The organism is Prolixibacter bellariivorans ATCC BAA-1284 (genome assembly GCF_000621705.1).
Lineage (GTDB): Bacteria > Bacteroidota > Bacteroidia > Bacteroidales > Prolixibacteraceae > Prolixibacter > Prolixibacter bellariivorans.
Map to the genome: position 1 here is coordinate 149,416 of NZ_JHXO01000008.1, position 13,129 is coordinate 162,544.

11 protein-coding genes are annotated in these 13,129 nt (G+C 44.2%); 8 read left to right on the forward strand and 3 right to left on the reverse strand.

What is annotated here, in order from left to right:
• Positions 1 to 53 precede the first annotated feature (53 nt).
• The 8 genes from T426_RS0110620 to trhO all read left to right on the forward strand — a co-directional run bounded on the left by T426_RS0110620 (position 54) and on the right by trhO (position 8,827).
• Complete coding sequence (locus T426_RS0110620; protein ID WP_025864767.1) at positions 54 to 947, forward strand: LysR family transcriptional regulator; 894 nt, start codon at positions 54 to 56, stop codon at positions 945 to 947.
• Positions 948 to 1,012: 65 nt separating this feature from the next.
• Entirely contained in the window at positions 1,013 to 1,942 is a 930-nt protein-coding gene (locus T426_RS0110625; protein ID WP_025864766.1) for a YeiH family protein, read from the forward strand.
• Between the two features lie 9 nt (positions 1,943 to 1,951).
• A complete protein-coding gene (locus T426_RS0110630; RefSeq protein ID WP_027585673.1) occupies positions 1,952 to 2,683 on the forward strand; it encodes a sulfite exporter TauE/SafE family protein in 732 nt (243 codons plus the stop codon).
• Between the two features lie 318 nt (positions 2,684 to 3,001).
• Positions 3,002 to 3,622, forward strand: coding sequence for a TetR/AcrR family transcriptional regulator (locus T426_RS25095; RefSeq protein ID WP_025864763.1), 621 nt, complete (start codon positions 3,002 to 3,004; stop codon positions 3,620 to 3,622).
• 27 nt (positions 3,623 to 3,649) lie between these two features.
• Positions 3,650 to 4,663: an HlyD family secretion protein gene (locus T426_RS0110640; protein ID WP_025864762.1), complete on the forward strand. Its 1,014-nt coding sequence runs from the start codon at positions 3,650 to 3,652 to the stop codon at positions 4,661 to 4,663.
• Positions 4,660 to 6,291, forward strand: coding sequence for a DHA2 family efflux MFS transporter permease subunit (locus T426_RS0110645; RefSeq protein WP_081782446.1), 1,632 nt, complete (start codon positions 4,660 to 4,662; stop codon positions 6,289 to 6,291). Before T426_RS0110640 ends, T426_RS0110645 begins: the two co-directional genes overlap by 4 nt.
• Positions 6,284 to 7,624 carry a TolC family protein gene (locus tag T426_RS0110650; protein WP_027585674.1) on the forward strand — a complete coding sequence of 447 codons (1,341 nt, stop codon included), beginning with the start codon at positions 6,284 to 6,286 and terminating at the stop codon, positions 7,622 to 7,624. The genes T426_RS0110645 and T426_RS0110650 overlap by 8 nt, the downstream gene beginning before the upstream one ends.
• A gap of 165 nt (positions 7,625 to 7,789) precedes the next feature.
• Positions 7,790 to 8,827: an oxygen-dependent tRNA uridine(34) hydroxylase TrhO gene (trhO, locus tag T426_RS0110655; protein WP_027585675.1), complete on the forward strand. Its 1,038-nt coding sequence runs from the start codon at positions 7,790 to 7,792 to the stop codon at positions 8,825 to 8,827.
• A 151-nt stretch (positions 8,828 to 8,978) separates the two neighbouring features.
• Here trhO and T426_RS0110660 read toward each other — a convergent pair whose 3' ends face one another.
• The 3 genes from T426_RS0110660 to T426_RS0110670 all read right to left on the reverse strand — a co-directional run bounded on the left by T426_RS0110660 (position 8,979) and on the right by T426_RS0110670 (position 13,092).
• On the reverse strand, positions 8,979 to 10,358 hold the full coding sequence (locus T426_RS0110660; RefSeq protein WP_027585676.1) for an MFS transporter: 1,380 nt from the start codon (positions 10,356 to 10,358) through the stop codon (positions 8,979 to 8,981).
• 249 nt (positions 10,359 to 10,607) lie between these two features.
• A complete protein-coding gene (locus tag T426_RS0110665) occupies positions 10,608 to 12,212 on the reverse strand; it encodes a fumarate hydratase (RefSeq protein WP_027585677.1) in 1,605 nt (534 codons plus the stop codon).
• A gap of 118 nt (positions 12,213 to 12,330) precedes the next feature.
• The gene (locus T426_RS0110670) at positions 12,331 to 13,092 is read right to left on the reverse strand and encodes an MBL fold metallo-hydrolase (RefSeq protein WP_027585678.1); all 762 of its coding nucleotides are present in this window, start codon (positions 13,090 to 13,092) and stop codon (positions 12,331 to 12,333) included.
• Between the last annotated feature and the right edge of the window lie 37 nt (positions 13,093 to 13,129).

Genomic DNA, 13,129 nt, shown 5'->3' on the forward strand with positions numbered 1-13,129 from the left:
TGCTTCACCCAAAATTCGTTCTATTTTTGATGTGAACCTTTTGAATCAATCGCATGGATTACCGTTATCAGGTTTTTCTGGCTGTCGCCAATAATCTAAGTTTTACGAAAGCTGCCCAAGAGTTGTATATCAGTCAACCGGCTGTTACCCGGCACATCCGTGAACTTGAAAACACGCTGGGTCTCGCCCTTTTCAACCGAAAAGGGAACCGAATTACGTTAACGGCTGCAGGAGAAATTGTGTACAGGTTTGCACAGAAAACCCATGTTTTGTACGATGAATTGCAATACGAGCTTGGCACGCTAAAACAAACGTTCTCCGGTTCTTTGCGACTTGGCGCCAGTTCCACCATTTCGCAATATGTTATTCCGGAAGTAATCGCTGCCTTTCATACCCGGTACCCCGATATCGACGTCAGCCTGATCAATGGCAACTCCTTTGAAATGGAGCAAAAACTACAGGAAAACCGTATCGATTTAGCCATGGTCGAAAATTATTCCAGCAAAACGGATTTGCAATACGTTGACTTTTCGGATGATGAAATCGTTGTGATCGCTGGCCATACATGCAAATTTGGTCGGAATGCGAACGGCACACTCGCAGATCTTCAACATATTCCATTGGTCGTTCGCGAAAGAGGCTCCGGAACACTGGAAGTAATTGAACAATATCTGAAAAGTGCCGGTCACCCGCTCGATCGGTTAAATGTTATTCTTCACCTGGGAAGTACCGAAGCCATCAAAAACTTTCTTCCCCGGTTTAACGGAATTGGGTTGGTCTCCGTCAATGCCATTCACAAGGAAATACAACTGAATACACTGAAGATTATTCCAGTTAAAGGATTGAGCATCAAACGAAAATTTCGTTTTGCTTACCCAAAAGGTCCGTTAACCGGAAATATGAAATACTTTGTCGACTTTGTTCGAAACTATAACATGACGTTATAGCATATAATATTTTAGTATTTGTTTTCATTATGGCACTGACGTAGATTTGCGCAAAATCTACATTCATGAAGAAGACACTTACCCTCAAATCAACCTCTTACTTTTTGTACCGGGCGATTCCGGCTCTTATACTATTTCCATTCGTATCAGCGCCCATTGCTTTAGCTTCCGGCTTAATCCTCTCCTTTTTTGGTCACGAAGAGGCAAAGCCTGAAACCGGCAAAACGATTTCTTTCCTACTACAGGCATCCATCGTCTTAATGGGATTCGGAATGAACCTGGGAACTGTATTAGCGGCAGGTATTTCCGGATTTAAAATCACACTTTTCTCCGTAATTTCTACCATACTTATGGGGCTATTCCTTGGATGGGTATTTCGTGTCGATAAGAAAACCGCATATCTCATCTCCGTGGGAACGGCCATTTGCGGCGGTAGTGCTATTGCTGCCACAGCTCCGGTACTGAAGGCTGAAAACCGGCAAATATCCTTCGCTCTCGCCACTGTTTTTATTCTGAACTCCGTTGCCCTGTTTCTTTTTCCTTTCCTGGGGCACATCATGCATCTTTCGCAGGAAACCTTTGGATATTGGGCAGCCATCGCCATCCACGATACAAGCTCAGTGGTTGGTGCCGGAAGTGTTTATGGTCCTCATGCATTGGAAATTGCCACAACCGTGAAGCTCACCCGTGCTTTATGGATTATTCCGGTTACCATAATAACTGCACTGATAAATAAAAGTGACAATCGTATCAACATTCCATGGTTCATTCCGTTATTTGTAGTAGCCATGATTGTTGCTCATTATATCCCCCAGTGGAGCCATACATTTGCGCACTTAAGCTGGTTGGGAGAAAAGGGCCTGCTGGTTGCACTGTTCTTTATCGGAGCAGGAATTTCTAAAAATGACATAAAATTAGCAGGATGGCGGCCCGTCCTGATGGGACTGGTTCTTTGGACCATTGTTTCCGTCACCTCCATCCTGATTCTCAATTAACCATAAACTATGGAATGGGTATTCATCGCAATAGTCATACTATTTGCATCGGTATTAAAAGGTTTGACAGGCTTTGGGTTCGCCCTGCTTGCCATGCCTTTTTTGCTCATTTTTTATCCGGCCAAACTGGTCATCCCGGTACTAACATTGTTTAATCTGCTTACTTCCACTCAGATTATCCTGAAAATACCCAATTTAAAATTGAACCGGTACACCCTGAAAATTCCTATTTGGGGAATTATTGGAACCCTTCCCGGTGTTGTATTACTCAATTTTGTTGAGGATCGTCCATTCAAAATCTTTGTCGGAAGCATGCTTATTATCGTATCCTTTGCTTTTTTGAAAGGATTCCGTTTTAGGATAAAAGACCCTTTACGAGGATCGGTAACAGCCGGATTAACCAGTGGTTTTCTTGGAGGCTTCACCTCCATCAGCGGTCCTCCCCTCGCCCTTTTTCTCACCTCACTCAACGTTTCCAATGACGATTTCCGGGGAAAATTTGCCTATTTCAATATTGCCACTGCTACATTGGCCTTAATCGGTTACGCCTTTAGCCGCATGCTTACGCTTGAGACATTAAAAATAACAGCCTTTCAACTTCCCATTATGGTTTTTGGGATTCTCATCGGTCAAAAACTCAGCCGGATTGTCTCCGTAAGTCTCTTCCAGAAAATCTGTATTCTCATTACGTTATTTTCCGGATTCATGACACTATTTAGCGTTCTTCATCCCCTTGGATAAGTTTGATTTCGATGTCATACTTAAACTAAAAAGCGGCAAACCGGTTAAAAAGTCAATTCAAATAAAATATTCCACTAATTCATCCGTCTACCTGAACAGAACTAGATGAATTCTGGCCTGAAAAACCACATTCAATTTAACAAAACAATCAACATTTTTGACTCAAAGAGAGGAACTTCAATACAATATCTATCATAATATTGTTAAAAAGTGATCACGTAAAAGCACTTGTGTTCCGCTAAATATTTAAGATTTACGAAACATTGTTACGATATGATTGCCTTATTTTTGACCCTTCAAACGATAAAGTCAAAGAGAATGGTTCAGGTTAAGTACCGTGGTGAGAACACTGAAAAACTCAATAAAATAATAGAAGCAGCGCAAAGACGTTTCGGGGTATATGGCCTTGAAAAAACTTCCATGCGCGAAATTGCTTCCGATCTGGGCATTTCCAAGGCTTCACTCTATTACTATTTCCCTGACAAAGAGCATCTATATGTTCATGTTATTGAAAAAGAGCACGATGAATTTATCAGGAACCTTCGGGTAAACATGCAGCAATCGGAGCTTCCCGACCAAATGGTCAGAAAGTTTGTCGAAACGCGAATGGAACTTTTCCGCACTTTTTTAAATCTCAGCCGGTTCAAGATGAGCAATCTCATGGAATTCAAAACGCTGATGAACGAATCGTGGGTTCGCTCGAAAGCCAAAGAGATTAAAATCATTAGCGATGTATTGAAAACGGGAATGGAGAATGAATTCTTCAAGCAAGACAATCCGAATGAATTAGCTGAATTATTTATCGACGTGCTCAGAGGACTACGGACCACATTCATCAAAAACAAGGAATATTTTTTCCTCGACGAAGATGAATACGCTGTTCTGGTAGAAAAGACAAATCGCTTTACGGAAGTGTTTATTCGTGGCATTCTGAAATAGAAAATAAAAAGTAATCATAAAAATAATATGACAAGTAAGAATAAAAACAAGAGAAAGGCAGTCAGGGTGTACCTTCCCCTGGCAATTGTTATTGCTGCCATTTTAGGCATTGGCTGGCATTATTACAAAGAATACACGCATTACATTAAAACAGATGATGCGTATGTTGATGCCGATAAAGTGGCCGTGAGCGCCAAAATGATGGGCCGTATAGAGGAAATGTACGTGAAAGAAGGTGATACTGTTCAAAAAGGAATGCTGCTGGCCGAACTGGACAGTACGGATTTGCTGGCCCGGAAGACTCAGGCCGAAGCTGCAGTTGAGCAGGCACAAACTGCTTTAGTGCAGGCACAGGCGCAGTACAGCTACAACAAAGAAAATTTGAAAGTACTGAAAGTGAACCTGCAACGTAGTAAGGACGACTTCGAGCGGGGAAAAACGCAGTTCAAAGGCGGCGTAATTCCACAGGAACAGTTCGAACACCTGCAGAAAGCATACGAAGCAGCATCGGCAACCTATAAGGCAGCACAGAAACAATTGCAGGTGGTGCAATCGCAGATTAAAAGCGCCAAAGCTGCAATTAATACAGCCAAATCACAAGTAGGTGTAATTGAAGCTTCGCTGGATAATACGAAACTTTACGCTCCCATTAGCGGAGTCATTGCCAGGCGGTGGCTATTGCAAGGTGATATGGCACAACCGGGTCAATCAGTCGTAACCATTTCGAACGACCATAATTACTGGATAACCGTTTACCTGGAAGAAACCAACGTTGGTGAAATAAAAGATGGTCAACCGGCCAAATTCACCATCGACGCGTATCCGGGTATAACTTTTTCAGGAAAAATTTTCTACATCGGTTCCAACACCGCGTCTCAGTTTGCACTTATTCCGCCGAACAACGCTTCCGGAAACTTTACGAAAGTCACACAACGTGTTCCGGTAAAAATATCAATCGACAAAGCAGACAACAACGAAAAAGTCAGTCAATTCAATCTGATGGCCGGAATGTCATCAGTCATTAAAATAATTCGACAATGAGCCATCCACGGAAAATAACGCTTGCACACCGAATCAGGCGAATTCTCCGGACCAGAGACTCATCATATCATCCCAAAAGTAAGTTTTATCGTTGGTGGGTTTTGGGGAATGTCATGATCGGAACCTTTATGGCGGTATTGGATGCTACCATTGTCAATGTGGGGTTGCCGAAAATCATGGCCTCGTTTGGTGTGAGCATCGATAAAATTGAATGGGTGCTGACAGCATACATGCTGGCGATGGCAGTCATGCTTCCAGCGTCAGGATGGTTTGCCGACCGGTTTGGGCACAAGCGAATGTATTTTTTCGGTTTGTTCCTGTTTACATTCGGTTCCATGATGTGCGGAATGTCGGGCAACGAGGATATGCTCATTTTTTCCCGGGTTATTCAGGGATTAGGAGCCGGTTCGCTGATGCCTATCGGGATGGCCATTATTACCCGCGAATTTCCGCCTGAACAACGTGGAACAGCCCTTGGATTCTGGGCTATTTCGGCGGCGGCTTCGGTTTCGTTCGGTCCGCTGATTGGAGGATACCTGGTCGACAATTTCAGCTGGAAACTCATGTTCGATGTAAACGTACCGGTCGGAATTATCGGTATGATCGTCACCATGATCATCCAACAGGAATATGTCAATAACCGAGTCGGGAAATTCGATTTGTTAGGATTCCTGTCTGTCAGTATTTTCCTTCCGGTTCTGCTCTACGCCTTATCCGAAGGCAATGCCGCAACCAATAGCGGAGGCTGGCATGCTCCGTTTATATTGATCTGTTTTGCCATTTCAGCCATTGCATTCACCGTTTTTATCATTACAGAACTAACGGTGGAAAAGCCGCTGGTAGACTTGAAGTTGTTGAAGAACTACAACTTTGCTATCAGTAACCTGGTGATGTTTATTTTCGGTATTGGCATGTTTGGAAGTACGTTCCTGTTGCCCCTGTTCTTGCAAAATTCCTTGGGATATACAGCGATTCAGGCAGGAGCCGTATTTCTCCCTATTGGTTTCATTCAGGGAGCGGCGTCGCCAATTGCCGGTCGTTTTGCCGACAAGTTCAATGCAAAAGTTCCGGTTATTCTGGGAATTGTTCTACTAGCGCTCAGTTTTTACCTGAACAGCTTGTTTTCACGACTGACGGAACACAACTACATTATGACATCGCTTTACATTCGTGGGCTGGCTATGGGAATTATCTTTACTCCGCTTAGTGCAATTTCATTGCTGGAAATACCACGTCATAAAATGGCACAGGCATCCGGGTTATTTAATGTCATTCGTCAGCTGGGAGGAAGTTTTGGTGTAGCAATTCTCGCAACTCTTCTTACCTCACGAACAAAATACCATTCCACAATTTACGGTGAAGCACTGAATCCGAATTCAGAAGCTTTTCATCAGGTTACCCATCATCTGACGGGGTATATTCAGCATACAGCCGGAAGTTCCGTCGGAACGGCAGCTATGCAGGCAAAATCGGTACTAATAAGTCATGTGAGCAGTGAAGCTTTCATTCAAGGCATTGACGATGACTTTTTGATAGCCGCTATCATTACTTTAATTGGAGGAATACCGGTTTTCTGGTTACATACCAGGAAAAAATTGGAAGCAAAAAATCGAGTAAATCATGATTAAGAAAAACCACATATTGCCATTACTTATTGGTTTCGTGATGGCATTTTCGCAGCCGCTGGCAGCACAAACCGAAGCAGTTGCAATATCCACTACGCCGGCTGACTCCCTCTCGTTAGACAGCATCATCAGTAAAGTGGTCAACACTTACCCTTCGGTAAAAGAAGCGGAAGAAGCTGTAAAAAGAGCAGACACGAAAGTTGAGCTGGCCCGTTCGGGACATTATCCCAACGTGAGCGCCAATGCCAGTTATTCTCATATTGGACCGGTAACCAAATTCAGTTTGCCGGGATTCGGAGAAGTTCAAATGAATCCAAATGATAATTATGCGGCAACTATCGATGTCAGTCAATCCATCTCTGATTTTGGAAAAACGGCAGCAAACATAGCTTATCAACGGGAAACCCAAGTGCTCGGAAAACAGACGCTGCAACAGGTAAAGCAACAATTGTCTATCCGCGCCATTCATACTTACTACAGTTTGCTTTTCCTGCAGGAGGCGATTGATATCAAAAACGAGCAGCTCGCCAACTTGCAACACCACCTCGATTTCATCAACAAAAAGATGGAAACCGGATCGGCAACTCGTTACGAAGAGCTTTCCACGAAAGTGAAAATTTCCGGTGTTAAAAGTCAAAAACTGGATATTTTGGCATCTATTCGTGTTCAACAAGCAGTATTGAACATCCTCCTGGGTGAACCGGAAACAGCTCAACATTTTGTGAAAGAAAAGCTGACCGTCGACGACCCGGCGATTCTTCCTGATACCATGATTAATATGGCTGTCAGAAATCGCGATGAAATGAAAATTGCCCGAGAAAAAACACGTTTGGCTGAGTTGAATCTGAATCTGGTTAAGTCGCAAAATACACCTGACTTACGAGCCTTTGTTTCGGCAGGAGCCAAAGATGGCTATCTGCCCAAGATATACCAGTTCAAACCCAATTATGTGGCAGGACTGAATTTGCACATTCCGATCTTTGATGGCAACCGAAACAAGAATCAGCGACTGCTGGCCCAATCCGGTATTCAGACTTCCATTTATGAAACGGAACGTTTGCAGCGTGAAGTAGCCGGAGATGTGATTAAAAATTCCGCCAATGTGGAAACGGCAGCACAGAAAGTAAAACAGTTCGAGCTTCAGTTGAAACAGGCCCGCGAAGCCTTCTCGCTGGCTGAAACCAGTTTCAAAGCCGGTGCTATTACCAACCTCGATTTGCTCGATGCCACTACAGCCGTATCCAACAGCCGGTTGATGCTGCTAAAATCTGAAATTGACTATGCAATAAGTATATACGACCTGCAGGCTGCTGTAGGAAAACACATGTTTGAGTAACTTTACGGAGGAGAATATCCTTCCATAACGCAAGCAAAACCGTACTCGCCAGGGTACGGTTTTTTTATGCAACAAAATTTTCGCCTGCCTCATCACAAGCCATTTGGGAAAATTGGCGGAAAAATTACCTTTGCACTATATTAATTTAGACCATATTTTAATAAGATGTTTCTTTACAATCGAATTAATAAGGAAGAGCTGAAAAAGCAGCTGATGGATGAGACATTCAACCGGAACACGATTTCATTTTACCGTTATCATTACATCGATAATCCGGGTGAAATCAGGGATCAACTTTATAAAGAATGGTTCCCGTTAGATTGTTTCGGCCGCATCTACATTGCCCGCGAAGGTATCAACGCACAAATGAGCGTACCTGAACACAACATGGAAGCTTTCTTGGAAACGCTAGCCAAATTCGATTTGCTGAAGGATATCCCCATCAAATACGCCATTGAAGACGACGGCAAATCCTTCTACAAACTGACCATTAAAGTTCGCCCAAAAATTGTGGCCGACGGCCTCGATGAACGAACGTTTGATGTGACCAACGTAGGCAGACATCTGAGCGGTTTGGAATTTCACGAATTAGCCGGGAAAGAAGACACCATCATTGTGGATATGCGCAACTTCTACGAAAGTGAAATTGGTCACTTCGAAGGTGCGATCTGCCCTGAAGCAGATACCTTCCGCGAAGAAATTGAAATGGTTGTGGACCAATTGCAGGATAAGAAAGATGAGAGAATACTACTTTACTGTACCGGCGGCATTCGTTGCGAAAAAGCCAGTGCTTACCTTCGCCATCATGGATTCAACGATGTAAATCAATTGCACGGTGGCATTTTGGAGTATGCACGGCAAATTAAAGCACTGGAACTTCCTTCCCGGTTCGTCGGAAAGAACTTTGTTTTTGATGAGCGCATGGGTGAAAGTGTGGACGGCCAGATTATTTCCCACTGTCATCAGTGTGGCAAGCCATGCGATACGCACACCAACTGCTCCAACGATGCCTGTCACCTGCTTTTTATTCAGTGTCCTGAATGTGCAGCCCAATACGATGGTTGCTGCTCTGACGAATGTCGCGACGAAAAGCACGACCCGGAAAAGAATACCGGCGCGCGCAAAAAGGAATATCAATTCGGTAACCGGAAAAGAAACCGGGTCAGCCTCGGATTAAGAAAAAAACTGGAAGCGAGCGAATAAGAAAAATATTTGTCTTCCTTTTTTAAATAGAAAACCACCTAAATTTTCAATACATATATCAAAAGATTAGCCCAACTCCTTATCGGATGTTGGGCTATATTTTTATTACGTCAGCCTCAAAGCTGAATATTTTCGTCAGAATAACTGTTTCCTACTCCCTGACACTCGTAGCAACCTCCACCTTACGGCTTTTCAATCGGAAGGAGAAAAGAGTCATTGCCAAAATCATCACCGCCAGATAAAAGAACAGGTTCTGGTATCCTTTGATACCCTCTTCTGAAGCTGTCACAGCGCCAATAATGGCTCCTCCCAACATTTGCCCGATGCTGATAAAAATGGTTACCAGCCCCTGCGTAGTCGCACGTTCAGCGGCCGATACTTCATTCAACATGATGTAACGCAACGAACTCCCGGAAGGAACCGAAAGTCCAAGACCTATCAAAGCTCCGGCCACGTAGAAAAAGGTCCGGCTCCCTGTAACTTGGTGCATCAGGTAATAACCAACCGTGGCAATCACCAGTCCAATAAGAATTACCACCCGCGAACCCAGCGAATCAAGCATCCGCCCAAATAGTGGCGAACCAACAGCAATCGCCAGAACAGCAGGAAGTAACATGAAGCTGGCTTTCGCCGAAGTTACACCAAACACATCCACCACAAAATCGGGGACAAACACAAACGAAGCCTGCAAAACTCCCGTTCCAAAAGCGATAAGAGCCACCAAGCGTATTTGCCGGCTCTGAAACATATTCACCCGCACTACCGGAGTCTCTGCTTTTTTCTCGACCCGGACAAACACAAAAAGGAATGCAAGCGAAGCAACTAAAAAGGGTAATACCTGGATGGATGCCAAACTGCTGAAAAATCCTGAAGTGCTGGTACGGTTGATACCTAAAGCAAAAGCTCCAAGCAAAAGTCCAAGCAACACAATTCCCTTCCAGTCGAGTACCGAAGAACTTTCAATGCTTTTATTGGGCAAAATGCGGAAGCTACCCCACATGATGAGCGCAGCAATCGGAAGATTAATCAGGAAAAGATAGTTCCAGGAAAAGAACGACAACATGGTACCGGCTAACACGGGCCCGATGATGAAAGCGAGTCCGAAAACCGCTCCGATGAGACCGAGAATCCGGCCGCGTTTCTCAGGCGGAAACACATCTCCCACTACTGCCGAAGCAACCGGGAAAATACCGCTCGAACCAAATCCCTGCACGGCACGTCCTACCATCAGCATATCAAACGAATGTGAGAGCGCGACAATAAGAGAACCGACGGCGAACAGAAAGACAGAAAGCATGTAGATATTCCTGCGTCCGAAACGGTCGGAAAGCTTCGCAAACAGCGATATTCCCACCAGATTGAACAACACATAGATGGAAAAAATCCATCCCAATAAACGCTGACTAACAGCAATATCCTTTGAAATAGACGGTATGGCCGGCCCGACAATGGAAATATCCAGGGCTCCCATCAGAACACCCACAAAAAGCACCAGCAGTATATTTCGGTTACTGCGTTTATTTTGCTCCATAATGAAAAATCGTTTTTAAAATAATTTCAACAAATCCGCCAGTTAGGAATGGTCAGCCAAATAACTTAGAGAATAACCGCTATTTTGCCCGAATGTTTATGTCCGCTCAACAAAAAAGCGATAAAAAGAAGTCGACCGCAAAGTAACAATATGTTGGTTACTCAACAACAATAATTTACTGCTGCAACCGGAAAAAAGAAAAGCTGCACCAAATGATGCAGCTTTATATGATTACCATGGAAAATCGATTTACAACATTTCGAAGAAATCGTTTCCTTTATCGTCAACGATAATGAACGCCGGGAAATTCTCCACCCTGATTTTCCGGACTGCTTCCATTCCCAGTTCAGGAAAATCAACCACTTCAACTGACTTGATGTTATCCTTGGCCAGAATAGCTGCCGGACCACCGATAGAGCCGAGATAGAAACCGCCATGCTTCAGGCAGGCATCCGTTACCACTTTCGAACGGTTTCCTTTCGCCAGCATAACCATGGAGCCACCCATACTCTGGAAGAGGTCCACGTACGGGTCCATCCGGTTGGCCGTTGTCGGGCCGAAACTTCCTGAAGGCATACCTTTCGGAGTTTTTGCCGGACCAGCATAATAAATCGGATGATTCTTGAAATACTCGGGCATTGGCTCGCCTTTATCGACCATCTCCTTAATTTTTGCATGAGCGATATCGCGGGCAACAATCAGCGTACCTTTCAAATTCAACCGGGTCTTCACCGGATATTTGGTTAGTTTCTTCAGCACGTCGGCCATTGGCTGATCCAAATCAATCTCTACCGGAGGAGCCAGTTCCGGAGCTTTCGCCGGAAGGAAACGAGCCGGATTTTTTTCCAGTTGTTCCACAAAAATACCTTCTTCGGTAATTTTTGCCTTGATGTTACGGTCAGCGCTACAGCTTACACCCACACCAACAGGACACGACGCAGCGTGACGCGGCAAACGAATCACACGAACATCGTGGGTGAAATATTTCCCGCCAAACTGAGCACCGATGCCAAACTCTTCGGCTATTTTCTGCACCTTGGCCTCCCATTCCAAATCACGGAATGCCTGTCCACCGTCATTTCCTTCGGTAGGCAGATTGTCCAAATCACCGGCAGATGCCAGTTTTACCGTTTTCAGGTTACCTTCAGCCGAAGTTCCGCCAATCACGATTGCCAGGTGATACGGAGGGCAAGCTGCTGTTCCCAGGTCCCTGATTTTTTCTTTGATGAATTTGGTCAGTGACTCCTCGTTCAACAACGACTTCGTTTGCTGATACAAGTATGTTTTATTCGCCGAACCACCTCCCTTTGTCAGGAAAAGAAATTCGTATGAATTGCCGGGCTTGGAGTAAACATCAATCTGAGCCGGAAGATTGGTTCCTGTATTTTTTTCATCAAACATGGTGTAAGGCACCACTTGTGAGTATCGAAGGTTACGGTCGCCATAGGTATTGAAAATACCTTTCGACAGAAACTCAGCATCATCCACACCTGTGTAAACATCCTCCCCTTTCTTAGCCATCACAATGGCTGTTCCGGTATCCTGACAGGTGGGCAAATCGCCACTGGCCGAAACTTCCGAATTTTTCAGCAGGGTATAGGCTACGAAACGGTCGTTATCCGTCGCTTCCGGATCGTCCAGAATCTTGGCCACTTTTTCAAGGTGAGCCGGACGAAGGTAGAACGACACGTCAGCAATTGCTTCCTGTGCCAACAGTTCCAATCCCTTCGGATCCACTTTCAGAATTTTACGGCCGTCAAACTCTACGGTCGAAACATAATCTTTAGTCAGAAGACGGTATTTCGTCTTATCTTCCTTTACAGGAAATGGTTTTTGGTACTTAAATTCAGCCATGATTTTATCCCAAATATTTTAATTATCCCGAATGCCTTCGGCCAGAGCCAAAAGATTCGTTTTGTTCATTGTAAAGCGTAACAAATATATACATAATGCGGAAAAGAATGAATCTCAACTATTCAATTCTGACCACATCGGTTGGTGCGTAACGCGAGGTTAGCCGCACATCATATTTGTCTGATAACAAACTGAATGACTCCATTGCCAGCTCTGGCGTATTGTTATCAGCCGAAATATGAGACAAGAAAATCAGCCCCAACTCCTCACCTGCTTTCTCCTGTACCAAATTAAGCGCCTGAATGTTTGATAAATGTCCGTTCTTTGATCCAACCCGCTGTTTTAGATAGACTGGATAGGGACCATTCATCAACATTGGTTCATCGTAGTTGGTTTCCAAAAAAACGGCCTGGCATTGCGTAAAATGGTGATGTAAATTCTCGCAGGGCTCTCCGATATCGGTAAACACGCCAATATGTTTATCATCCAATTCAATCCTGAAGCTACAAGGCTCAACGGCATCGTGATTTTTCAGGAAAGAATGTACAGTGATGGAACCAATGGAAACTGACTCGCCGGGTTTGAAAAACCGTGGGCTATTGGGTTGCACCCTTCGGGAAAGCTTCAAATAAGTTTGTGCCGTAAAATAAACCGGGATGTTATATCGCTTGGAAAACACGCGAACACCACGCACATGGTCGGCATGTTCGTGAGAAACAAAAACGGCTTTAATCTTCTGTAATTCCAGCCCCTTTTCCACCATTCGCTGTACAGCCTGTTTGGTCGATATCCCCAAATCAATGAGCACGGCCTCCTTCTCATTTCCTACGTAATAACAATTTCCGTTACTTCCCGATGCAATGGCACAAATTTCAATCATTTCGTCGTATCTGAAAATAAAATGCTAAGATAAAACA